The following is a 20,500-nucleotide window of genomic DNA, read 5'->3' on the forward strand; positions in this document are numbered from 1 at the left end:
TGGTGCTGGCCGGTGCGGTCGCAGTGGTCGGCGGCGATGCAGCCGTCGCACCAGATCCGGTCACCGTCATAGATCCAGCCGACGCCGGCCGCGCGGGCTCCGATGTAGTCCACGGCCTGCGCCACGGTGTCGAAACAGATGGATTCGCCGGTGTTTTCGGTGTAGACGTCACCGCACATGTCGCAGTAGACGACCACGTGGGCCTCGGTCACGAACCCTCGTTTCATCGCGGCTCACCGCCTTTCCTGGGTGGGCGGAAGCCAGCGCAGGGGGCGCAGTAGCCGCGGGGTGATCGAGGCGTACACGCGCACGTCGCGGGTTGTGTGCCGGGCCGGGTAGGTGCCGCCGGTTTCCAGGTCGAACCCCAGCTCGCGAAGTAGCGCCAGGAGCTCGTTGACGTAGGTCGCCGGGCCGCACACACGCACGCTCACCACCGGGTTCGCGGGAATGTCTGCCATGCCGCTCACGCCGCCACCTCCCCGTCGTTCTCGTCACCGAGGTCATCAGGGTCGAAATCGGTGTAGTCGCCTTGCGGGGCGAGATCGACACCGTGATCGGGTGCGTAATGCTCGACCAGGTAGGCGATGTCGTCGCGAGTCACGTGGTAGGCGCGTGCCCGCACGATGTTGGGTGTTCCGTCCTCCTTGACGTAGGCGACACCTGGTGTGTTGAAAGGGATTTCATCGCAACGTGCGCCACGCTCACGCGCGGAGTCGCCGTGCACCATGCCGATCTGGGTTTTCTCGTCCAGGCGCAGCCCGATCCGGATCGGGACCAACTGCCGTTGCGGGAGCGTCTCTTTCGACGGGTCCTGCACGCAGGTGATCACGCAGAACCCCGGCGCACGGCCCTGAGTGAGGATCTTGCCGTTGTGGCGTTCGAACTTCGCGATCGTCTCCTTTTCGGCGTAAGAGGTCATCGACGCCGCTTCATCAACAATGATCACGATCAGCGGTTCATCAACCGTGGGGACATGCTTCTCGATGCCGGCTTCCCGGCAACGGTTGGCGCGTTCGAGCATCAGTGTCTCGGCGTCGGCCATCATGGCGACGATGCCTTCGTCGGTGTATTCGCAGCGGGTCATGAGCTTGCGGCCGCGCCAGAACTCCATGCCGCCCTTGGGATCTGCTACCCACAACTCGACCAGTCCGGCCTTGATCGCTGGAGCGAGTCCGGCGATGATCGCCCACACCAGACCGCCCTTACCGGCGTTGGTGCCACCCGCGATCAACAGATGCCGATACAACAGCCCCAGCCGCCAGGTATCTCCGGATTCCAGCACCCCGACCGGAATCGCCTCCAGGTCCACACCGTTGGGGACCGCCAACGGCGCCGTTGCCGGGGCAGCGAGAGTGTCGAACACCCTCACCTGGAGACGAACCCAGGACGGCGCGGGTGACGACACTGTCACCTCACGGACACCGAGGTAAGTCGCGAACTGGGCGCACACGTCTTCGTTGTTCCAGTCCTTGACCTTCTGTCCGCCCAGCATCACCACATCCGCGTAGAGGCCGTGCGCGTCGTAGTCCCAGCCGTCCACGTACGGGAAGCCGGTATCAACAGAGCCCAGGTCCAGGGCGGCGAGCATCATGTTGGTTTGGTGCGGATCAGCTAAAATCGTTACAGCGGTACGCAATTCGGCCGGAGCCACCGTGGCGAGATCAGCCGCGGTGATCGGGCGGACACCGGCGCCGAGGGACCGCAGCCACACCAGCCCGCCCGTACCCAGCATCGCGCCACCAGCAGCGAGGGCGAGTTCAGACAGTGCCATCACCGATCACCCAGCTCAACCTCGAGCAGCGCCACCAGGGCGGCATTACACTCCGAGCAGCCACACGGGTCACAGGTGATATCGCGATGCGGAATCGGTTCCAGCGCTGCCCCTTCGGCGATACGGCCGTCACGCACCGCCGCCGTCAACAGCCCCGCGAGTTCTTCGGCCGCGTCCACGCTCATGATCAGCAGCGGCATTCGGCCGGCACTGTGGTGCCCGCCCAGGGTCAGCCACACCAACCCCTCGTATTCGCCCTCGGTCGTGTACTGGCACGCGCCCTGAGGCACATACCGCACAGCCGTGCTGCCGTGCCCCTTCACCCCGGTGCCCATGACCTGGAACGCCACCCGGCACGCCGGATCACTTGAGACCCAGTAGTTTTCGGCCTGGACCATCTCGTTGTCCGGCATCACAGCAGCCCCCGCAACGGTGCGAACGACAGCGACACCGAATGCTCCGCGAGCACGTTCGGCAGCACCTCCGACAGAATGCGGGCATCCTCGATCGTCAGCCGGATCTCGGTCCCGCCGACGAGGAACGACATCCGAGCCGCGGACTCGACCGGCTGAAACGGCGACGCCGCAACATATTTCACGTGACGCAACCCGCCCACGATCGGAGTACTCATCACCGCGCCCCTTTCGGTGCCGGGCCACCGATCAGCTCATTGGCATCACGGAACGACGACAGCGGCTTGTCGTCGCAGAACATCACGCACCCATCCGGGCGGACACTCGTCCGTGAGGACACCGCAGCCGGAACCGAAACCACAACAGGAGCTGGAGCGGGAGCAGGGGTCGGAGCCGGGATGCGGTCGTGGGTCAGCAGCACCGCTGTCGCCATGACCGCGACCCCACCCACACCCAGCACGACAGCCAGCAACGGCGGATGCACAACACGATTCGTGGAGGCGCTCATCACGCGACCGCCTTCACACCAGCCGCGGCGATATCGTTGAGCGAGCGCAGATGCCGCGCCATCATCACCAACGCCGCCGCCATCTCCGCATCACCCTCGGCCGCAGCATGTTCGGCCAGCACCACCGGCAGGCCCGCCAGCACCGATCGGGCATCAGCAATCGACAGATTCAGCCGGGAACTGCCCGGACCGGTCAGCGTGATATCCACCGAAGCCGGAATCATCGAGTCGCCGTAGGGATACGGGCTGGTCGCGCGATAGCCGACCTCCACACCATCGGCAGAACTCGTGAGCAGACTCATGAAAGACATGTCAGTTACCCCCAACAGGGACAGCGATCGGCAGCAACTGTTGCACCGGTCGCGAGGAATGAATGGGTTGCATCGCCGCCACCGGAACAGCAGCGGCCTGAGTCAGCGGACGAGGCTTGGCCGTTGCGGTGGCAGGTGCGGGTGAAGGCGCGTAGTTCGACGCTGTGCGAGGCGAAATACCAAGCGTCCTACCGATTTCGGCATAGGTCTTGCCCTTCGCCCGCATCGCGACCGCCTGCGCCACGGTGGCCGGATCACGACGGCCAGACACCGCACGACGACGAGGAGCAGGACGAGTAGGAGCCTCGACCGAGGCCGGAGCACTGACCGGTTCGGAAACCAGCTCAGGGATCGAATCGTGTTGTGCAGCACGGAACAACATCGCTAGGCCGTGCGTGTCGACCAGTAGCGATATCGGGGCGATTGCCGCGACCAGGGCTGAGGCCCACCACGGGAGGATTCGGCCGGCCGCGACCGCGTGCAGCGAGTTGCCTGCGATCGAGACCAGGGCACCGGTGCCGAGGACCCACAGGAACCATTTCCGTTCCGGCGATTTCGCCAGCACCAGCGCGGAAATGGTCGCTTGGATGATGGTGCCGTCCACGATCACCGGGAACAGCCACGCCCACCGCTTCGGAGTGTTGGCAAGAATCGCCAGATCACGCAACGCAGCGAAGCTGAGCACGAACGCAGCCGCCCCGATGACCACGATGATGACCACGGCGGACCAGCGCGCCCAACGCATCCCCGCCGACTGATCCGCCGCCATCATCACGCCGCCTTAGACGCGGCGGGCCGCGAGGCACCCGGATCGTTCGGGGCCCGCTTGGCGCCGGAGGTATCGCCCTTGATCCCCGACGCCCGGATCGTCCAGCCGATCGACTTGAACTCACCCGTACCGACGACCTTCGGCTTGATCTGCAAACCCTCCAGCTCGATCGGCGTCATACCCGGCACGATCTCGGCCACCGCAGGCACCGGCTGCACAGGCGACGCGAAAATCACGTCATAGCTGGCATTGCGCGCGTTGGCCGCATCCGGATCGGTCACCGTGCCCTTCCACAACCGCCGACCAGTCCCGTTACCGTCCTCGTCCAACTCCTGCTTCTGGATCTTCGGCGCGTTGCGATCACTGTTGAACTCAGTCACCGGCGAGATCTCACCCAGCAGGAACAACCCCCTGGGGAACGCCTCACGGAACTCCGGCGTAAACCACACATCCTTCAAAGCCATTGCTCTACCCTCTCGGTTGGGACTACTTGTTGTCAGGTTGTCTTGTTAACCTGATAAGTAGCATGAGTCACACCCGGGGGACTTGTCAAGACAACGTGAGGACTAATCTGAAGCCATGGCACTTAAGTACGAGCGGTTAGCCGATGACCTGCGCGAATCGATCCGGTCAGGCGAGTTGGCAGCGGGCGAGCAGCTGCCGACCTCCACGACGCTCAGCGAGAAGTACGGGGTCAGCCTGCCTACGGTCCGTCAGGCGCTCGACGTGCTACGAACCGAAGGGCTAATCGATTCTCGGCAAGGCGTCGGGGTCTACGTACGGCCACCGCGACGCAAAGTGGTGCGCAGCAATACCAATAGTCATTTCGACAAGGCGCGCGTTCACGAGCCCGAATCCGCCCGTGCCGCAACAGGATCGACAGAGCGAAATACTGGCCTCGATGTCTCCGAGCTTGAGTTCGAGGCCCAGTACGCCGTCGTGAATGCGGACGAGGATCTTGCCGGAGCATTCAACGTGCCGGTAGGTACCAAGCTCCTACGACGCGACTACCGCACTCGGTCGACGGCCGAAACCGCGCCGTTCAATCTGGCACGTTCGTACCTGATCTACGACATGGTTGCGGCGAACCCACGCCTTCTAGACGAAGCTAACGAGCCGTGGCCCGGCGGGACGCAGCACCAACTCTCCACGATCGGCATCGAGCTGGACCGCATTATCGAAGCTGTTACGACGCGTCCACCGACACCGGCCGAGGCCGAGCAGCTCGACATCGCACCAGGAGTCCCCGTCTTCCTGATTCGCAAGACGTCGGTTGATACAACTGGACGTGTCGTCGACATCGCAGATGTCACTTTGCCGGGCGACCGAACCGAACTCGTTTTCGAGACCCCGCTTGAAAGGTGGACGAAATGACCCGACTCATTTCGATCGTTACCCCTGTCTACCAGGCACGTCCCGAGTTCATCGCTGACGCATACAAGTCGATCGTCAATCAGGCGCTACCACAGGGATGGGCCTGGGAATGGATCGTCCAGGCCGACGGCCCCAGCGAAGCTGCAACAGGGGACACCCTGCCCAAAGACAGTCGCGTTAGCTTTGCGGTCGGACGCCACGGTGGCCCCGGCGTGGCCCGCACACTTGCACTTGGACGTGTCAACGGCGAACTCGTCAAGGTGCTTGACGCCGACGATCAACTTGGCGACAACGCACTTGCCCGGGATATCGATGCCCTTGCCAATCATGACATCGGCTGGACCACATCCCGCGTTCTCGATTTGCTCCCGGACGGTTCAACGATCGGCTTCGACAACGACCCTGAGCAGGGAGTAATCACTCGGGGCGCTGTCCTCGCACACTGGCAGGCTCACAACTTCCGCGCCCAAGTACACCCGGCAACCTTGTGCATCCGCACCCAGCTCGTTCTTGCGTTGGGCGGCTGGATGGGACTGCCGGCCTCCGAGGACACCGGGCTACTCCTCGCGGCGAATGCCGTGGCGGATGGCTACTTTTCGGCCGATGTCGGACTGCTCTACCGCAAATGGTCTGGTCAAGTCACAGCGCAGGCAGCACACACTGATGCCGACGACTCCTCGACCCGGTACGCCGTCATTGAGCGCCGTGCGCAGGCTCTTGCAGCAGACTTCCCGCACTGGCACTACACCAGCAACGTGGCCAACCCAGGGCGCGATCAGCGATAACGAGTCCGCCATGCGGTAGTACTATGGAACCATCACGCAAGTGATGCTGGCGGTGAGACGCCGCGACAACGACGCCTCACCAGGTGGGTTACTTAGCCCGCATCAACCAGCGGACCAGAACGAGCGCCCCGGCGATCACGGCAGCAACTACCAGGATGATGCCGTAGTCGACCGGGGCGTTGCCCTTTTCTCGGCGATGTTTCGCCATACCCACCACCTCCCTTCTCGGCACGGTATGGCTGGACCGATTCCATACCGCCCCTGAGCCGGAGGTGGCACCACCCTACGCCAGCCCGCCGACCGGAACCGTTGGAACGCAGCCCATTCCACCGTCCAGAGCCGCGGGCGCTTCGTGTCCGGCTGCGCGGGTTTGCCGTCCCGGGTTCCCGTGCGCGCCTCACGCACAACGGGTTGCTGCCGAATTCCGCCATTGAGGATCAAGAGCGCCTGCGGCGCGGCGCATGCGCGCCGCCGCCGCGCGGCGACGCGCTACGGGTCTGATGGAACGTCGCCCCGGCGCGTCGGCACGTCTGCACCGCGCATGCGCCGCCAACTGTCACTCCAGGACACTCTTGGTCGCTTTGGGCATATCCGAGTAAGTGTGGTCGCGACGAGAGCCGTCCCCGACCTACCTCCGCAGTCGATCACGAATCGGCCGGCGCCGTACGGGGTGACTGGCTGTGGTCCAGGCCGACGAAGGCAAGCAGGGAGATGAAGCTGCGGTGAGATCGTGGCAATGGGTCGCGTAGATCCCTGCCTCCTCATGGCCCAAGTGTCTGACCTCACTCGGTCGTGTCAAGGGAAAGAGCGCCCTTGACACGACCTCCCTCCGCTCAGGAATGGCCAGGACGAGGAAGCAGGGGAAGGGAAGTCCCCAGATGCGGAGGTGTCACACGGGTGTCACAACTCGTCCATACAACCCCGGACACGACAAGACCCCCACGGAAGCGTTTCGCCACTTCGCGTAGGGGGAATGGACGTCGGCAGACGCCGAGCAGACCTCAGATATTCGACTTGAAAGCGAGCGTCGAGAGATCGACCGGGGGTTCAAATCCCTCCGTCTCCGCTTCGGTAGGTTGCAGGTCGGGGCGGGTTTCGGGGATCCTGCCCCGGTCCTGTGACAGGTGGTCTGGGCACGGAACCCGTTGTGTTCGAATCCATTAACGGGCAGGATCCGGTCGTGTGATGAACAAACGAATTACTGGAGCTATCCTGCTTGCCGCGTCCGCTGCGGCCGTGACGTTCGCCCCGCTTACTGCCGCACCCGCCGTTGCGGCGGCCCCGTTCAAGGCCCCCGTGGTCACCTTCGAAGGCACCGGGCCGGGGACGGTGACGGCCACCCTGACCAACCCGAACGAGCGGGGGCAGTGCTGGGCCGAGGCCGGTGTCGGACCGGAGAACAACCACGTCTTCTTCGGCGAGGGCAAGCTGGAGTCGCTGGCTCAGCCCGGCCAGACCATCAAGACCACGCTGACCGGCCTCGAGCCGGGCACGAAGATCACCGCGCGCGGCGGCTGCGCGGACACCAGCCCCGCCGGCGGATACGAACTGAGCGAGACGGTCACCGTCGCCGTCCCTGCCAACAAGCCTGCCACCGGCAGCTTCGGCGGCTAGTCCGCCCCGACGAGGGCGCAGGTCTGGCGGTTTCACGGCCGGGCCTGCGCCCTCGCCGCCAAGCCGCCGACTGCCGAAAGTGGCAGTCCTGCTGGCAATTTCGATTTCCCCATGCATAGCATGCGAGAGCCGGGAAACGGGGACGAAGCCGGCTCGATCGTTGTGCCGAACGTCCGAAGCGCGTCGGCACAACTCGTTTTGAAGTGGGGAGAATTCATGAACATTCGCAAGAAGCTGCCATTCGCCATCGCGGCCGCCGCGGCCATCGGAGGTTCATTGGCGCTCGCGGCGCCGAACGCCACCGCGGAGCCCACCGACATCGTCTGCTCCAGGGACTACATGAACTGGACGGCATGGGACGGCCCGGGAACCACCGGCCAGCAATACGTCTGCACCTACGACGACAACCGCGGCTGGCACTGGCAGGCCACCTAGGAACACGACGTTCTGTCGGACAGGCAGGGGTGTTGATACGTGCACCCCCTGCCTTCGTCGTTTCGAGGCCTGCCGTGTTTGCCTCCCCAGACGCCGGGTAACCGGCCGTCGACTGGGAGGTGCCACATGACGGAAGTGCGAAACGGCCCACCGGCGGAAACACGGTCGGTCGGCGAATTGGTCAACGACGCTACCGAGCAGATAAGCAGGCTGATCCGTGATGAGCTTCAGCTGGCCAGGCTCGAAGTGCAGAAAAAGGGCAAGCTGATCGGCCGTGGAGCCGGGTTGGCCGGGGCCGGGGCATTGCTCGCCTTCTACGGCGGTGCGGCTCTGATCACCGCGGCGATCTTCGCGCTGGCCATCCCGCTACCCGCGTGGGCCGCCGCGCTGATCGTCGGCGGGGTGCTGCTCGCCGTCGGTGCCGTGCTCGCCCTGCTGGGTAAGAAGGACGTCCAGGAAGCCGTTCCGCCGGTGCCGCAGGAGGCAGCCGCCGAGGTCAAACGCGATATCGAAACCATCAAGGACGGGAAACGCCGATGAGCGACCAGGGGCGCCATGCCGCCGATAAAGCAGCCGAGGCCGACCAGCCCATCGTGAGTGGTCCGATCGACGAGGAAGCTCTGCGCACGGACCGCGATGAGACCAGAGAGCAACTCGGGCAAACGGTTTCGGAGTTGACCGACAAACTGGACGTCAAGGGCCGAGCCGAGGACAAGCTGCACGACACCGCCGACGCCGCACGGGAAAAGGCCACGGAGACGGTCGAAGCCGCGGCTGCGAAGACCGCACAGGCCAAGGCGGCCGCGAGCCGCAAGACCGCACAGACCAAGGCGGCCGCGAGCAAGCAGGCCGCCGCGACCAAGCAGGCGGCGAGCGAAAAGGCCGAGCAGACCAAGGAATCCGCGACCCAGTTGGCCGCCGAAGCGAAGGACACCGCGACCCGCAAGGCCGCGGAGGCCAAGCAGGTGGCCAAGGAGACGACTCAGCAGACTAAGGCTCAGGCACGCGAGCTGGTCGACAAAGCCGAGGCCGCGACCCCCGAGCCGGTCGTCGAACGCGGCAGGCAGGCCGCCGACGTCGCCCGCAAGCAGCCCGCCGCGGTCGCCGGCGCCGCCGCGCTCGCCGCCCTCGTGGTCTGGTGGATCCTGCGCAGGCGGCAATCGTGAAAACCTTGTACAAGCCGCTCGGCCTGCTGGTCAGCGTGGTCGGCGGCCTGGCGGCGAACGTCGCGTTCACTCGCGTTTGGCGGGCGATCAGCGGCGAAGACCAGGCGCCGACCGCGACCGCCAGGAACTACACCTGGAGCGAGGTCTTGATCGCCGCCGCCCTGCAAGGCGCCATCTTCGGCCTGGTCAAGGCCGCGATCGACCGTGCGGGCGCGGCCGGCTACAAGTCGCTGACCGGCACCTGGCCGGAGTAGCGCGGATCAGTCCTGCGCGTCCGCGCTGAAATCCCGCCGCACGAAATTCGGCCGGATATCGAGATCGGGCGGATCGTAGTAGCGATGGAACGTCGGGGTGAGACCCGAGGAGATCGGCGGATTGATCCAGCTCCAGTCGGTCGGGCATTTCCGCCCGGCCGTCTCTTCTCGCTTGACGTGATCGCAGAACTGCTTGGCCACCGTGTGGTGATCGACGATGTACACCCCCGCCTTCCGGAAGCTGTGCAGCACTGCGCGATTGAGCTCGACCAGCGCCAGGTCCCGCCACAGGTTGCGCTCGGATCTGGTGTCCAGGCACATCATTTCGGCGATCAGCGGCAGCATGTTGTAGCGGTTGGTGTCGCTGAGGTTGCGTGCACCGATCTCCGCGCCCATGTACCAGCCGTTGAACGGCGCGAACGGGTAAGTGACACCGCCGACTTCGAGGTTCATGTTGGAGACCGCGGGCAACGCGTGCCAGCGCAGGCCGAGCGCGGCGAACCACTCGAACTCCGGATGCTCGAGCTCCACCTCGCGGGCCAGCTCGGGCGGGATGTCGAACCAGCGAATGGGCTCGTCCGGTGTGCTGATCAGTAGCGGCAGAATGTCGAAAGGTGTTCTGGCGCCGCGCCATCCGAGCTTCATGGCGAATTCGGTGAGCGCCACATTCGCCGCGTCGCCGGTCACCGAGCCGTCGCCGTTACGGTAACCCGCGTACCGGATGAGCTGCGGGCTGACGATCCGGAATTCCCGCCCGTCGGGCTGGCGCGGCGGCCCGACGGTGATCATCGATTGAATGGCGCCGCCATTGGTGGCCATCTGCAAATGCTGCCAGCAGACCTCGGCCAGATCGCGCGCGGACCGCACGCGCCGCGCGTCGAGCAATTTCAATGAGCGCCAATGTTTCCGGCCGACGCAGCGGGCGTGGTTACGCCACGCGAGCTTGGCTCCGATCAGGATTTCCTCGGCGGTCTGCAGGTAGCCGCCGGTTTGTTCGAGCTGCTCCAGCGCGGTGCGGCGGCGCTGGGCGGACAGGTGGGCCAATTCCGGCAGGCGGAAGAATTCATCGCACTCGCGTAGCCGGCGTTTCAGGTCGGTACTGAAAGGCTTTGTGTCGGGCGAGTTTTCGATCGGCGGGACGGGTAACACAGGATTCACGGTTTTCTCCGGTCGGGCATAGGTACTGCGGTGAAACAGACGAGTTCGAGCGGGAGAATTCGCGCGGGCGCGCAGCCGACAGCGTCCCGCGTCGGTGGCCCGCGGGAATGCGCCGGCACCGGGATGCCGCGAAATAGCTTCGGCCCGAAGGGGAGCGCGATCCTGCCCGGTCTGTCCCGACTGCGTACCGAGCGGCCGGTCCGCTTGCTGTGCGTAAGCGCAGCGAGTTGACCTCGGTGCCGATGGTGCGGATCCACGATCATGCTCGTCCTTGTTCATGCCCGGAAGAGGCCCGGAGAGTAGCGTACGGCGGGTGTGCTGGCGGTGTGCCCAGATTTGCTGGATTTGCTGGGTTGCCCCACGTCGCGCCGAAAATCGGGCCTGTGTCGAGTCCCGTTGACGTGGTTCGGAGTTCGGTTTTCGACGGTTAGCTGTGGACGGTTGACGGCCGTCGCCGAGGTGGTGAATCGGCGGAATCGGGTGATCTAGGCGACATGGCCGCCCCGCGCCCAGCGCGCGAATGAACGGTCACTCGCGGGTGTCCTGGAGGGAACGTCGCAGGCAGAGTGGAATTGTGCGGCAAACGTGGCTCTGGTCACATCTTATGGCGACCCGCTATGGCCGTCCGAGTGATCTGCGCATTTCTGGCAGGATGGGTCACATGCTGTCTCGGCGTGGTGTGCGGCGCTGGGTATCCGGCGTCTTGGTCAGCGCGGCACTGGTTTCCGGTGCTGTGGCGTTCGGCGCTCCCCCATTGTCGGCAGCCCCTACAGACCCGCAAAAACCGAGTTCCGGTTCCTCGGACGGCCCGGCTCCGGCCGAACCGACCACGGACCGCCCGGCGAAACCGGCGATCGACCGCATCGAACCGATCAACGATCGATGGCTGCGAGTCTTCGTCGAGTCGCCGGCCATGAGCCGCCCGGTCGAGGTGCAGGTGCTGCTGCCGCGCGACACCTCGAAGCCGCGGCCGACCGTCTACATGCTCGACGGCCGCAGCGCGAACCCGACCAGCAACAACTGGACCGACATGGGTCACGCGGACCGCTTCTTCGAGGACAAAGACGTCAACGTCGTGCTCACCGTCGGCGGCCCGGCCAGCTTCTACACCGATTGGCAGAAGCCGGATCCGGTGCTCGGCACGAACATGTGGGAGACGTTCCTGACCCGCGAGCTGCCGCCGCTGATCGACGCGAGGTTCGACGGCAACGGACGCAACGCCGTCATGGGTGTCTCCATGGGCGCCGAGGCCGCGATGATGCTGTCCGTGCGGCACCCGCAGCTCTACACCGCGATCGCCGCGCACAGCGGTTGCTTCTCCATGGGCACCGACCTCGGTCAGGCGCAAGCCAGGGCGGTGATCGCCACCTATCAGGGTGAGCCGGACAACATGTTCGGCGCGTCCGACGATCCCGCCTGGCTCGACCACGACGTCACGCTGCACGCGGAAGCGTTGCGCGGCAAGACGATCTACATGTCCGTCGGCAGCGGAGTGCCCGGCATCCACGACGTGCCGGGCGAACCGGACGTCGACGTGGCCACCGCGATCAGCTTCGGCGGCCCGCTCGAGGCCGCGACCAACGCCTGCACCCGCCGCCTCACCGATCGGCTGCGCGCCCTGGGCATCCCGGTGACCGCGCACTTCCGCGCGACCGGAACCCACTCCTGGCCGTACTGGGCCGACGAGCTGGTCCGCTCGTGGCCGGTGATCGCCGGCGCGCTCGGCGTCTAGATCGAAAAGCGTTCCAGCACCGCGGGATCGGTGGCGAAGCTCAGGAACAGATCGTTCTCGTGCGGGTCGCCGGTGGTGATGCGCACCCCGTCGGTGCCGTACGGGCGCACCAGCACACCCGCCTCGGCGCTCGCCTCACCGAATTCGGCGCTGCGCTCGCCCAGCGGCAGCCAGACGAAGTTCGTCTCGCTGCGCGGCACCTCGTAGCCCGCGGCCAGCAGCGCGTCCCGCACCCGATCGCGTTCGAGCACGAGAGTGTGTGTGCGGTCCAGCAATTCGTGCCGCGACTCCAGCGACGCGATCGCCGCGGCCTGCGCGACCCGGTTGACGCTGAACGGAATGTGCACCTTCATCAGCGCCGTGATCACCGCCGGATCGCCCACCGCGTAGCCGACGCGCAGCCCGGCCAGCCCGTAGGCCTTCGAGAAGGTGCGCAGGACAACGACATTGGGACGCGTGCGGCCCAGTTCGACGCCGTCCGGGTGGTCCTCCTCGGCCAGCCGCATGTACTCGAAGTACGCCTCGTCCAGCACGATCAGCACCCGCTCGGGCACCGCGTCCAGGAAGCGGATCAGCTCGGCCTTGCCGACCGCGGTGCCGCTCGGGTTGTTCGGGTTGCAGACGAAGATCAGCTTGGTGCGTTCGGTGACCGCCGCGGCCATCGCGTCCAGGTCGTGCACGTGCGCCGCGGTGAGCGGGACCTGCACGGCGGTCGCGTTGCCGACCTTGGTGACGATCGGATACGCCTCGAACGAGCGCCAGGCGAACAGCACCTCGTCGGTCGACGCGTCACAGGTGATCTGCACCAGCTCCTGGCACAGCGCGACACTGCCGCAGCCGACCGCGACGTTGTCCCGCGTGACCCCGAGGAAATCGGCCAGCGCGGCCCGCAATTCGAGCGCCTGGTTGTCCGGATATCGGTTGGCCTGCTCGGCCGCCTCGGCGATCGCCTTGGCCGCCGTCGGCAGCGGGCCGAAGGTGGTCTCGTTGCTGGCGAGCTTCACCGCGCCGGGATGGTTACGGCCGGGGACATACGCCGGAATCGAGTCGAGATCCGGCCGGGTTGACGCTGTCACACACCAACCATAGGTGGCCTCGGGCAAAGCATTGCTCGCGTACCGGAAATTCTGTGGCTGATGGCCCCTCAACAGCAATTTCTACCGAAGATCACGAAGTCGCCCTACGCTGGTTTCATGTCGGGCACCTACAACGACCTAGCCCCCCTGCGCCGCGACGAACTGTCGCCCGAACCCGCGACCGACTCCCAACCCCTGGCCGCCGATACCCAAGTGCCCATCATCGTGGTCGAACCCGAGGGTAATGCCCGCGGCGGCATCGTGATGCTGCACGAATCCCGCGAGTTCACCGGCGCGCTGCTGGCCCTGATGAGCGCACTGGCCTCCGAGGGCTGGACGGTGGTCGCGCCCAACCTGTTCCATCGGACCAGCCGCGAGTCCATCGCCGAGGTGTTCGGCGACGAGCTCTTCGACGACTTCGACGCCTGCTTCGACTGGCTGACCCGGCACGGTGTGTTCCCCGACACCATCGGCGTGCTCGGCTTCGACTCGGCCGGCACCGCCGCGTTCCTGGTCGCCACCAACCGTCCGGTCGGCGCGGCGGTCAGCGTCGCGGCGCCCGGCATCGTCGAGCCGCTCACCGACCAGGCCGACGCCCTGGTTCGAGTGGCCTCGCACCTGCAGGCGCCGTGGCTCGGACTGTTCGGCACCGACGACCCCGCCACCCCGCCCGTCGAGGTCGAGCGACTCCGCGACGCCACCGGTCGCGCCGCCGTCGCCAGCCTGGTCGTCAGCTACCCCGGACTCCGCCACCGAGCCGATCATCCGGCCACCGAAGACGACTACGGTCCGGTCGACTCGCAAACCCGTATTTTCGACTGGTTCGACAGCAACTTACGCTGATAACCAGCCGTTTTGCGATCTGGACAACAGCTCCTGTAATCTTCATGCTCGGCGGTTCGAAAGGACCGGTGCCCTCGAAGAGAAGGCTCCAGGAGGCGTGCCAGAGCGGCCGAATGGGACTCACTGCTAATGAGTTGTCCCTTCACGGGGACCGGAGGTTCAAATCCTCTCGCCTCCGCCACAACCCGGGCAACCGGTACCACAACTGAATAACCACGCGGCTGTAGCTCAACGGATAGAGCATCTGACTACGGATCAGAAGGTTAGGGGTTCGAATCCCTTCAGCCGCACATGTGACCAGCGGAAACGCTGAGAGGACAAACCGCGAACAACGTGCTTGTTCGCGGTTTGTTTACGTAATGGGGTCAATCGCGGTGTTCCCAGCCCGCTTCTAGAGCGCCGTAGTAGTCGATCACAATCCTCAATATCGCCGACGTAGAACCGCTCGATGATCACCGTGGAGCCGTGGTGCAGCTGCTCGGAGGCAGCCTCCAAGCCAATCTTGCGCTTGCCCCTCGTTCCTACGGCCTTACGGAACGTCTTCGGCGTCACCCAGGCGAAGTTACTTCTACGGGCCTTGCACAACTGCCCGCTGAGCCTGCGTGGGTCGACCAGGACGGTCCGTGCAGATCGTGAACAACAATGCCTCAGGATCTTGGTCCGCCGCATCGAGAGGCCGGAACAATGTTGGTACCGCGAAGTCGGTGGCTACGGACCAGCTTCGCGGACGCGTCTCCCCGATCCACGTGGCTGAGCTGGGTACCCGCCTCCTCATGGCCCACGATCTGACTTCGCACCGGGAGAGTAAAGGGCGCTTCGCGTCGTTCCGCGATGCCTACGGCAGCCTTGACTACCCCTCCCTCAGCACAGGATGGCCAGTATGAGGAAGCGGGTGATGTAGGTGACGGAAGGGGCACAGTCCGGGGCTGATAGGTGCAATGATCAACCCTATGCGGGCCGAGACTCTTCGGTACACAGCATCTTTCATAGCTCAATCGCCGCCGCCGACTTCTGGGCTGACCCAACCACAGGCAACCATTTGGGCCGCCAGTATCGCGGTAGTAGCCGCGTCTCTCGCCTTCCTCGGAGTCATCATCACTGTGTGGGTGAACATCGTCATCATCGGGAGAAAGAGGCGGTAGCCCTACGGGACAGGAACCGAAAAGAAGCTGTCGATGCCCTCGTTGAAGCTCTGGAGAGCACCATGGCTTACTGGAGGCTCTTAGGTGCTTTGCACGATCACCTGATCGGAACCCTCAGCGCTGACAACCTTCCAACCACACAGGAGGTTGACGACGCGACGATGGCGATGATCTCGACACAACTGAAACTTGAGCTCTTGGGGCTCGATAGCGAACAGTCTGTGGACAGTGCCAGGAAGCAGTTGGACGTCATCGCCGGAGCTGTCGAGGCGGCTCAGCACTGCAACTGGGGGGAGCGCACAACGCACGGAGAGCGATGCTTGCTAATTTCCGTAAAACCCTCGCTCGTATCGACGGAGTGACCGAGCCATCATGATGCCGTCGCGCCTGCCACCGACACGGATCGGAACCAACCATCCGTGACGTCACTAGGACAACGACAGGACGCACTCAAGTTGTACGCAGCAGCACCGATGGACGTCGGCACACACCAACACATCAAACCGTAATTTCAGCTCACGCCCTAGTTGCCAACGATGCCAACTCCCCCTCCCCGGTCTCAGGCAAACCGTCACGATCCGCGCTCCCAAAGTGGGTGTCGCAGATGAAACGAGCTAACCAGTGGCAACGATTGACTGGTATGCCATGCATAGTCACCGTGTCTGGTGAAGGCACTAACGCAGAGCGCTACCGCGTTGTGCTGATTCATTAAGAAGTTCGATCGCTAGATCGTCTCAGCGTTGCCGGATAGTGGCATTCAATAGACCGGCCGTCCTGGCGATATCTCGTTGTTGTGGTTCCGGTACCAATATTTTTATCGCAAAGTTCTCGCGAGCGTCTTCCGCGTTGTCCAGGGAATCAGGACATCGTGTTCGGTGTCGAGGTATTCAGTACTCAGGTCAATCGGATTGCCAGCGTAGCGTTCAATACCAATAGGTCTAAATGTGAAAATGATCACATTTATGAATGCACTTCAGATTGCATAAGGAGAACATTCTAGAATTCTGGAATTCTAGAATTAGTCGCTACCAGCACTTTTGATTTCAGGTATTCGTCGACGACGGCTTTTTCTTGTGAGCGCACAGGTAGCGCGCCGTGTTTGGCCGGTGATCGGGTTTGCGCATTCCACTACAGTCATTCGCAGCACCGCGGTAGTAGTTGTTCGGGACCCCGAAGCTTGGGTGCCTGAAGGAGTCGTGCTCCGCCCTCTGGTCCAGGACGGAGCACGAGCCCGGGCAGTTGCCGCAGCGCGCATTGGAACCCACGTACGACAAGGAGCCGCCAATGGCGACGATAACTGCTTGCACCCCCACGATCAATCAGGTCGGCACGAACAAGACCATCATCACAGTCGATGGCGACCGGCAAGTACCCGTGACTAGTAGCGCCACCTCGTTCGTATCCGGGCCGTCTTCGGTAGAACTTCAGGCTCGGTTGATCGACAATCATCCCGCCTTCGCATTGTCGATCTGCTTGGCAGTCGCGATTGCAGTGATCATCGGGCTGATAACAGGAATTGCCCATCGGGTCGACGGCTCGACTTTCGCGGCAGCGTTCATTCGGGGTGGCAGCGCCGCTGGCTACACCTTGGTAGGCGGCGCGGCGGTGATCACCTTGATCACCTTGATGTCCTAGCTGCGCAAGAGCATCCGGCTGGAGTTCGTGTTCGCGCCTTTGTTCGCTATGTGAGGGGTTGCATCGGGAAGGGTCAGGGTTTCTCCGGGATGGCCGGATGGGCCGTTCCTGCAGATAGAGTGAACATTCGGGAGTAGATGGGCGAGCTGTCCTCTCCTGAACCGAAGGTCAGGGGTTCGAATCCTTTCAGCCGCACAATGAAGAAGACCCCTGCGCGGAAATTCGAGCGGGGCTCTTCTGTTTTGTTTGGCGAAATCCTTGCTGCGCTGGGGGATCCGGCGTTATGGGTGGTTGGTTTTGAAGGCTTTGCGGTAGGCGCCGGGGGTGGTGCCCAGGGCGCGGAGGAAGCGGCGGCGGAGATTGGTGGGGGAGGAGAGGCCGGTGCGGCGGGCGATGGCGTCCAGGGGGAGGTCGGTGGTTTCGAGGAGTTCTCGGGCGGTGGTGATGCGCTGGGTCAGGAGCCATTGGCCGGGAGGGGTGCCCAGTTGGTCGGTGAAGCGGCGGGCGAGGGTTCGGGGAGAGACGGCGGCTCTGGTGGCCAAGTCGTCGACGGTGAGTGGTTCGTCGAGTCGTGCGGTCGCCCATTCCAGAATGGGTGCCAGGGAACCGTCGATCTGGATGGGGTGTGGCGGGGCGGCGTATTGGAGCTGGCCGCCCTCGCGGTGCGGGGGCATGACCATGCTCCGGGCGAGTTGGGCGGCGTAGCGGGCGCCCTGATCCGTGCGCACCAGATGCAGGCACAGGTCGATGCCGGCTCCGGCGCCCGCGCTGGTGGCGATGTCACCGTGGTCGACGTAGAGGACGTCGCGGTCGACCCGGATGGCGGGGAAGCGGGTGGCCAGATCGTCCGTTCGGGCCCAGTGGGTGGTCGCGCGTCTTCCGTCGAGCCGGCCGGTGTGGGCCAGCGCGAAGGCGCCGGAGCAGATGCTGACCAGCCTCGCGCCGCGTTCATGGGCCCGGCGCAGCGACTCGATCACGCGTGGTGAGGGTGTTTCCCCGATGGGCAACCAGCCGGGGATGAGCACCGTGTCTGCCTGGTCGAGCGCGTCGAGACCGTCCGGCACGAGCATGGAGTACCCGGCGTACGTCACGACCGGCCCCGGCTGCTCCGCGCACACGCTGAACGCGTAGCGCGTCGGAACACCACCTCGTTCGAGCCCGAACACCTCTGCCGCGCAACCGAGTTCGAAGGTCGACTGCGGTGCGTGGACCAACGCGACAACTCTGTGCATGGCAGGAAAGTACCCCGAGATGTCATTCCTGACACTCGGCAGCGGACCGCGCGGCCGCGAGGCTGGCTGCATGACGACAGACCTGAACATGTCCGGTTACGAATGGTCCACTGCCCAGGACGCCGAAGCGCGCGAGCTCTTCCCCGGCATCCGCGCTCGCTCGCTGTGGGCCGGGGAGAACGGTGCGAAGGCCTATTTCCTCGAGCTGGACCCGCATTCCCGCTGGGCAGGAATCGATGTGCACGAGCCGGGACCCGAGGAGGTGTTCGTGGTCTCCGGGGTGTTCAACGACGGGATCCGGGACTATCCCGCGGGCTCCTTCATCCATGCGCCGGCCGGTTCCTCACACATCCCGCAGACGACGACCGGGTGCACACTGTTCGTCTTCTATCCCGAGGGCTGAACGCCTGCCAATGGAATTGGGGTCGGCCGAACCTGTCACTTCCGGGTGGAAACGGCCGATACATTGCGGTGATGGTCCAACGAACGGAGATCGGAATGACAGCAAGCTGGCGCCGCATCATCAGTAGTTCGACTCTTCTAGGCATCGCGGCGGCCGCGGTCGTCGCCACCGCCGGTTCGGCCGCGGCGGAGCCGAGGGACTGCGTCCTCGATCGATCGCTGACCGGCGCGACCGGGTTCTGCCCCGGTGGCGACGGGTATTTCACGGTGGAGGCCGACTGCGTCGGCGTTTTCGTCACCCGCGACGGCATCGGCGTCGGCCCCTACCGGCAATCAAGTCAGCGCAACGCCTACGCGGGCCCGCATCCGGAGATGGACGCGACCCAGACCCACCCTCGGGCCGAGTGCAACGAATTCATCACCGGGCACTTCGGCATCGCCACCGACGCCCGGCTGTACGAAACCTTCCGCTGACGCTCGGCTCACACCCACGGAGAGACCATGCGACACCGCAACTGGCTCGTTCGGATCCCGATCGTCGGGGCATTGCTCGCCGGCGCGCTGCTCACCACCAACGCGACGGCTGCGGCCGACGACGCGCTCGGCACTCAGCTGGGGTACATCAACACCCTCTGCTACGACCCGCTCACCTTCGCGACGATCACCGGCAATGCCGGAAACCGTCCCGATGTCGGCGGGCCGGGCGCCGCCAGCGTCTGGTACGGCATCCAGCACTACCTGTTCGTCTACCCGCCGTGCTCGGTGACCGTCTTCGCGAACTGGCGCAACCTGACCACCGGCGACTCCGGCTCGGTGCCTGTCTTCGTCAGCGGCGGTTGGGGATTCGCGCTGCCGATGAATCCGGGCGCGGTCGGGCGCGCCGACCTGCCCACCGGTCGTGGCCGAATCAGCATCACGACCACGACGGACCGGCCGCATCAGGCGCTCCCGGCCTTCGAGTTCACCGTCCGCTGACGTAGCGCTCGACCGGACAGCCTCGCCGAACCCGGCGAGGCTGTTCGTCTTTCAGCAGTCCACCATCTGAGTCGCCGTCTCGATCATCTCCGAGCCGGCCAAACTGGTGGACTCGCTGAGCGAATACGACTCGGCGGCGGACTATTTCCAGGCGGGCAGGGCGGGCAGATCGCCGGTGAGGTCGGCGCCGGTGGAGCGGCCGAGCAGCCAGGCGGCAAGCGCGGCGGACGTGCCGGTGACGGTGGTGACGGGGGAGTCGGCGCCGACGAGGCCGATGAAATCGGTATCGGTGGAGCGCAATTCGAAAGCCGGCACCGGCTCGGTCGCTGCGGCCGTGATTCGGTTCATGTCGACGGTCGCCTGCTGGAGGATGCGGGCGGTGAACGGAGCGGGCCAATCCGAGGGCGTGTACCCGGTATTCAGGTCGACGTGGTGAATCTCGACCTCCTGCAACCGCATCCAGCGCACCTCGCTGGCCGGGATCGGACGTCCCTGGCGGGTACGGACTTCCGCGTGCCAGGTGTCCTCGGTCAGCGAATTCGCCAGCGCGAGCCACCGTTTCGCGGCGGCCTCGTTGTCGGCGAGCTGTTCGGCGGCGGGCCGCGGGGCGCCGGCCTCGATGTCGAAGTCGCGCAGATACATGCTCGCGTATTGCAGGATCTCCACCCCGGTGTGCGCCCACAGCAACAGATTGAGCAGGCTGTCCGCATTGCGGGCAAGGTGGGCGAGCACATGCCCGCGGCTCCAGCCGGGCAGCAGCGAGGCCGCGGCCACGTCGTCGTTGCCGAGCTTGCGCATGGTGTCGAGGAGACGATCGGTCGCCTCGGCGAGGGTGTCGAGTGAGACGGGATCTTCCGGCAGGGCACTGGTCACACTGCGACCCTAGCGACCCGGATCGGACCCCG

Annotated in this window: 28 protein-coding genes and 2 tRNA genes; 16 read left to right on the forward strand and 14 right to left on the reverse strand. The window is 64.9% G+C overall.

The window, feature by feature from the left end:
- The 9 genes from ACFYO1_RS42945 to ACFYO1_RS42985 all read right to left on the reverse strand — a co-directional run.
- A partial coding sequence (locus tag ACFYO1_RS42945) for a hypothetical protein (RefSeq protein WP_387245243.1) occupies window positions 1–212 on the reverse strand: 212 nt, incomplete at its 3' end.
- A gap of 21 nt (window positions 213–233) precedes the next feature.
- Window positions 234–467, reverse strand: a complete 234-nt coding sequence (locus ACFYO1_RS42950) for a hypothetical protein (protein ID WP_387245246.1) — start codon at window positions 465–467, stop codon at window positions 234–236.
- Window positions 464–1,651, reverse strand: a complete 1,188-nt coding sequence (locus tag ACFYO1_RS42955; RefSeq protein WP_387245249.1) for an FtsK/SpoIIIE domain-containing protein — start codon at window positions 1,649–1,651, stop codon at window positions 464–466. The genes ACFYO1_RS42950 and ACFYO1_RS42955 overlap by 4 nt, the downstream gene beginning before the upstream one ends.
- Window positions 1,652–1,770: 119 nt before the next feature.
- Window positions 1,771–2,184, reverse strand: coding sequence for a hypothetical protein (locus ACFYO1_RS42960; protein WP_387245252.1), 414 nt, complete (start codon window positions 2,182–2,184; stop codon window positions 1,771–1,773).
- On the reverse strand, window positions 2,184–2,402 hold the full coding sequence (locus tag ACFYO1_RS42965; protein WP_387243217.1) for a hypothetical protein: 219 nt from the start codon (window positions 2,400–2,402) through the stop codon (window positions 2,184–2,186). Before ACFYO1_RS42965 ends, ACFYO1_RS42960 begins: the two co-directional genes overlap by 1 nt.
- Window positions 2,402–2,692, reverse strand: coding sequence for a hypothetical protein (locus ACFYO1_RS42970; protein WP_387245255.1), 291 nt, complete (start codon window positions 2,690–2,692; stop codon window positions 2,402–2,404). The genes ACFYO1_RS42965 and ACFYO1_RS42970 overlap by 1 nt, the downstream gene beginning before the upstream one ends.
- The gene (locus ACFYO1_RS42975; RefSeq protein WP_387245258.1) at window positions 2,692–2,994 is read right to left on the reverse strand and encodes a hypothetical protein; all 303 of its coding nucleotides are present in this window, start codon (window positions 2,992–2,994) and stop codon (window positions 2,692–2,694) included. Before ACFYO1_RS42975 ends, ACFYO1_RS42970 begins: the two co-directional genes overlap by 1 nt.
- A 10-nt stretch (window positions 2,995–3,004) precedes the next feature.
- Window positions 3,005–3,775 carry a DUF2637 domain-containing protein gene (locus tag ACFYO1_RS42980; RefSeq protein WP_387245261.1) on the reverse strand — a complete coding sequence of 257 codons (771 nt, stop codon included), beginning with the start codon at window positions 3,773–3,775 and terminating at the stop codon, window positions 3,005–3,007.
- Complete coding sequence (locus ACFYO1_RS42985) at window positions 3,775–4,236, reverse strand: hypothetical protein (protein ID WP_387245264.1); 462 nt, start codon at window positions 4,234–4,236, stop codon at window positions 3,775–3,777. Before ACFYO1_RS42985 ends, ACFYO1_RS42980 begins: the two co-directional genes overlap by 1 nt.
- A 115-nt stretch (window positions 4,237–4,351) precedes the next feature.
- Here ACFYO1_RS42985 and ACFYO1_RS42990 point away from each other — a divergent pair, with 115 nt between their 5' ends.
- From ACFYO1_RS42990 to ACFYO1_RS43020, 7 genes are all read left to right on the forward strand, one after another.
- Window positions 4,352–5,146, forward strand: a complete 795-nt coding sequence (locus tag ACFYO1_RS42990) for a GntR family transcriptional regulator (RefSeq protein WP_387245267.1) — start codon at window positions 4,352–4,354, stop codon at window positions 5,144–5,146.
- Window positions 5,143–5,931 carry a glycosyltransferase family 2 protein gene (locus tag ACFYO1_RS42995; RefSeq protein WP_387245270.1) on the forward strand — a complete coding sequence of 263 codons (789 nt, stop codon included), beginning with the start codon at window positions 5,143–5,145 and terminating at the stop codon, window positions 5,929–5,931. The genes ACFYO1_RS42990 and ACFYO1_RS42995 overlap by 4 nt, the downstream gene beginning before the upstream one ends.
- A gap of 1,185 nt (window positions 5,932–7,116) precedes the next feature.
- A complete protein-coding gene (locus ACFYO1_RS43000) occupies window positions 7,117–7,545 on the forward strand; it encodes a hypothetical protein (protein WP_387245273.1) in 429 nt (142 codons plus the stop codon).
- Between the two features lie 216 nt (window positions 7,546–7,761).
- Window positions 7,762–7,980, forward strand: a complete 219-nt coding sequence (locus tag ACFYO1_RS43005; protein WP_387245276.1) for a hypothetical protein — start codon at window positions 7,762–7,764, stop codon at window positions 7,978–7,980.
- A 126-nt stretch (window positions 7,981–8,106) separates the two neighbouring features.
- Window positions 8,107–8,520 carry a phage holin family protein gene (locus tag ACFYO1_RS43010; protein ID WP_387245279.1) on the forward strand — a complete coding sequence of 138 codons (414 nt, stop codon included), beginning with the start codon at window positions 8,107–8,109 and terminating at the stop codon, window positions 8,518–8,520.
- The gene (locus ACFYO1_RS43015; protein ID WP_387245282.1) at window positions 8,517–9,146 is read left to right on the forward strand and encodes a DUF3618 domain-containing protein; all 630 of its coding nucleotides are present in this window, start codon (window positions 8,517–8,519) and stop codon (window positions 9,144–9,146) included. The genes ACFYO1_RS43010 and ACFYO1_RS43015 overlap by 4 nt, the downstream gene beginning before the upstream one ends.
- Entirely contained in the window at window positions 9,143–9,400 is a 258-nt protein-coding gene (locus ACFYO1_RS43020; RefSeq protein ID WP_387245285.1) for a DUF4235 domain-containing protein, read from the forward strand. Before ACFYO1_RS43015 ends, ACFYO1_RS43020 begins: the two co-directional genes overlap by 4 nt.
- A gap of 6 nt (window positions 9,401–9,406) precedes the next feature.
- On the opposite strand, the gene ACFYO1_RS43025 is transcribed toward ACFYO1_RS43020, so the two are convergent.
- Entirely contained in the window at window positions 9,407–10,531 is a 1,125-nt protein-coding gene (locus tag ACFYO1_RS43025; protein WP_387245650.1) for a nitric oxide synthase oxygenase, read from the reverse strand.
- Window positions 10,532–11,219: 688 nt separating this feature from the next.
- On the opposite strand from ACFYO1_RS43025, the gene ACFYO1_RS43030 reads away from it, so the two are divergent.
- Window positions 11,220–12,290: an alpha/beta hydrolase gene (locus ACFYO1_RS43030; protein ID WP_387245288.1), complete on the forward strand. Its 1,071-nt coding sequence runs from the start codon at window positions 11,220–11,222 to the stop codon at window positions 12,288–12,290.
- Here ACFYO1_RS43030 and hisC read toward each other — a convergent pair.
- Window positions 12,287–13,366 (reverse strand): histidinol-phosphate transaminase, encoded by a 1,080-nt coding sequence (gene hisC / locus ACFYO1_RS43035; RefSeq protein ID WP_387245291.1) that lies wholly within the window; start codon window positions 13,364–13,366, stop codon window positions 12,287–12,289. The genes ACFYO1_RS43030 and hisC overlap by 4 nt on opposite strands.
- A gap of 117 nt (window positions 13,367–13,483) precedes the next feature.
- Here hisC and ACFYO1_RS43040 point away from each other — a divergent pair, with 117 nt between their 5' ends.
- The 3 genes from ACFYO1_RS43040 to ACFYO1_RS43050 all read left to right on the forward strand — a co-directional run bounded on the left by ACFYO1_RS43040 (window position 13,484) and on the right by ACFYO1_RS43050 (window position 14,499).
- Window positions 13,484–14,209, forward strand: a complete 726-nt coding sequence (locus tag ACFYO1_RS43040; protein WP_387245294.1) for a dienelactone hydrolase family protein — start codon at window positions 13,484–13,486, stop codon at window positions 14,207–14,209.
- Between the two features lie 91 nt (window positions 14,210–14,300).
- Window positions 14,301–14,390 (forward strand) — tRNA-Ser (locus ACFYO1_RS43045).
- 36 nt (window positions 14,391–14,426) lie between these two features.
- Window positions 14,427–14,499, forward strand: a tRNA-Arg gene (locus ACFYO1_RS43050).
- Here ACFYO1_RS43050 and ACFYO1_RS43055 read toward each other — a convergent pair.
- Window positions 14,465–14,761, reverse strand: coding sequence for a hypothetical protein (locus tag ACFYO1_RS43055; protein WP_387245297.1), 297 nt, complete (start codon window positions 14,759–14,761; stop codon window positions 14,465–14,467). The two genes, ACFYO1_RS43050 and ACFYO1_RS43055, sit on opposite strands and share 35 nt — an antisense overlap.
- A gap of 550 nt (window positions 14,762–15,311) precedes the next feature.
- Here ACFYO1_RS43055 and ACFYO1_RS43060 point away from each other — a divergent pair.
- The gene (locus ACFYO1_RS43060) at window positions 15,312–15,713 is read left to right on the forward strand and encodes a hypothetical protein (protein ID WP_387245300.1); all 402 of its coding nucleotides are present in this window, start codon (window positions 15,312–15,314) and stop codon (window positions 15,711–15,713) included.
- Window positions 15,714–16,635: 922 nt separating this feature from the next.
- Window positions 16,636–16,986 (forward strand): hypothetical protein, encoded by a 351-nt coding sequence (locus ACFYO1_RS43065; protein ID WP_387245302.1) that lies wholly within the window; start codon window positions 16,636–16,638, stop codon window positions 16,984–16,986.
- A gap of 281 nt (window positions 16,987–17,267) precedes the next feature.
- Here ACFYO1_RS43065 and ACFYO1_RS43070 read toward each other — a convergent pair whose 3' ends face one another.
- The gene (locus tag ACFYO1_RS43070; RefSeq protein ID WP_387245305.1) at window positions 17,268–18,218 is read right to left on the reverse strand and encodes a helix-turn-helix domain-containing protein; all 951 of its coding nucleotides are present in this window, start codon (window positions 18,216–18,218) and stop codon (window positions 17,268–17,270) included.
- A gap of 70 nt (window positions 18,219–18,288) precedes the next feature.
- Here ACFYO1_RS43070 and ACFYO1_RS43075 point away from each other — a divergent pair, with 70 nt between their 5' ends.
- The 3 genes from ACFYO1_RS43075 to ACFYO1_RS43085 all read left to right on the forward strand — a co-directional run bounded on the left by ACFYO1_RS43075 (window position 18,289) and on the right by ACFYO1_RS43085 (window position 19,595).
- Window positions 18,289–18,621: a cupin domain-containing protein gene (locus ACFYO1_RS43075; RefSeq protein WP_387245308.1), complete on the forward strand. Its 333-nt coding sequence runs from the start codon at window positions 18,289–18,291 to the stop codon at window positions 18,619–18,621.
- A 95-nt stretch (window positions 18,622–18,716) separates the two neighbouring features.
- A complete protein-coding gene (locus tag ACFYO1_RS43080; protein WP_387245311.1) occupies window positions 18,717–19,094 on the forward strand; it encodes a hypothetical protein in 378 nt (125 codons plus the stop codon).
- Between the two features lie 27 nt (window positions 19,095–19,121).
- Window positions 19,122–19,595 carry a hypothetical protein gene (locus tag ACFYO1_RS43085; protein ID WP_387245314.1) on the forward strand — a complete coding sequence of 158 codons (474 nt, stop codon included), beginning with the start codon at window positions 19,122–19,124 and terminating at the stop codon, window positions 19,593–19,595.
- 141 nt (window positions 19,596–19,736) lie between these two features.
- Here the strand turns inward: ACFYO1_RS43085 and ACFYO1_RS43090 are convergent, their stop codons facing one another.
- Window positions 19,737–20,468 carry a maleylpyruvate isomerase family mycothiol-dependent enzyme gene (locus ACFYO1_RS43090; protein ID WP_387245317.1) on the reverse strand — a complete coding sequence of 244 codons (732 nt, stop codon included), beginning with the start codon at window positions 20,466–20,468 and terminating at the stop codon, window positions 19,737–19,739.
- Window positions 20,469–20,500: the final 32 nt, after the last annotated feature.

Source organism: Nocardia sp. NPDC006044, from assembly GCF_042871115.1.
In the GTDB taxonomy this organism is placed as follows: domain Bacteria; phylum Actinomycetota; class Actinomycetes; order Mycobacteriales; family Mycobacteriaceae; genus Nocardia.

Excerpts from the sequence above, each read along its gene's own strand:
- ACFYO1_RS42975 (WP_387245258.1), bottom strand. The coding sequence starts at position 2,994 with ATGAGTCTGCTCACGAGTTCTGCCGATGGTGTGGAGGTCGGCTATCGC.
- ACFYO1_RS42990 (WP_387245267.1), top strand. The coding sequence starts at position 4,352 with ATGGCACTTAAGTACGAGCGGTTAGCCGATGACCTGCGCGAATCGATC.
- ACFYO1_RS42970 (WP_387245255.1), bottom strand. The coding sequence starts at position 2,692 with ATGAGCGCCTCCACGAATCGTGTTGTGCATCCGCCGTTGCTGGCTGTC.
- ACFYO1_RS43000 (WP_387245273.1), top strand. The coding sequence starts at position 7,117 with ATGAACAAACGAATTACTGGAGCTATCCTGCTTGCCGCGTCCGCTGCG.
- ACFYO1_RS43010 (WP_387245279.1), top strand. The coding sequence starts at position 8,107 with ATGACGGAAGTGCGAAACGGCCCACCGGCGGAAACACGGTCGGTCGGC.
- ACFYO1_RS42995 (WP_387245270.1), top strand. The coding sequence starts at position 5,143 with ATGACCCGACTCATTTCGATCGTTACCCCTGTCTACCAGGCACGTCCC.
- ACFYO1_RS42980 (WP_387245261.1), bottom strand. The coding sequence starts at position 3,775 with ATGATGGCGGCGGATCAGTCGGCGGGGATGCGTTGGGCGCGCTGGTCC.
- ACFYO1_RS42965 (WP_387243217.1), bottom strand. The coding sequence starts at position 2,402 with ATGAGTACTCCGATCGTGGGCGGGTTGCGTCACGTGAAATATGTTGCG.
- ACFYO1_RS42960 (WP_387245252.1), bottom strand. The coding sequence starts at position 2,184 with ATGCCGGACAACGAGATGGTCCAGGCCGAAAACTACTGGGTCTCAAGT.
- ACFYO1_RS42985 (WP_387245264.1), bottom strand. The coding sequence starts at position 4,236 with ATGGCTTTGAAGGATGTGTGGTTTACGCCGGAGTTCCGTGAGGCGTTC.
- ACFYO1_RS43070 (WP_387245305.1), bottom strand. The coding sequence starts at position 18,218 with ATGCACAGAGTTGTCGCGTTGGTCCACGCACCGCAGTCGACCTTCGAA.
- ACFYO1_RS43015 (WP_387245282.1), top strand. The coding sequence starts at position 8,517 with ATGAGCGACCAGGGGCGCCATGCCGCCGATAAAGCAGCCGAGGCCGAC.
- ACFYO1_RS43030 (WP_387245288.1), top strand. The coding sequence starts at position 11,220 with ATGCTGTCTCGGCGTGGTGTGCGGCGCTGGGTATCCGGCGTCTTGGTC.
- ACFYO1_RS43075 (WP_387245308.1), top strand. The coding sequence starts at position 18,289 with ATGACGACAGACCTGAACATGTCCGGTTACGAATGGTCCACTGCCCAG.
- ACFYO1_RS43080 (WP_387245311.1), top strand. The coding sequence starts at position 18,717 with ATGACAGCAAGCTGGCGCCGCATCATCAGTAGTTCGACTCTTCTAGGC.
- ACFYO1_RS43040 (WP_387245294.1), top strand. The coding sequence starts at position 13,484 with ATGTCGGGCACCTACAACGACCTAGCCCCCCTGCGCCGCGACGAACTG.
- ACFYO1_RS43085 (WP_387245314.1), top strand. The coding sequence starts at position 19,122 with ATGCGACACCGCAACTGGCTCGTTCGGATCCCGATCGTCGGGGCATTG.
- ACFYO1_RS43005 (WP_387245276.1), top strand. The coding sequence starts at position 7,762 with ATGAACATTCGCAAGAAGCTGCCATTCGCCATCGCGGCCGCCGCGGCC.
- ACFYO1_RS43065 (WP_387245302.1), top strand. The coding sequence starts at position 16,636 with ATGGCGACGATAACTGCTTGCACCCCCACGATCAATCAGGTCGGCACG.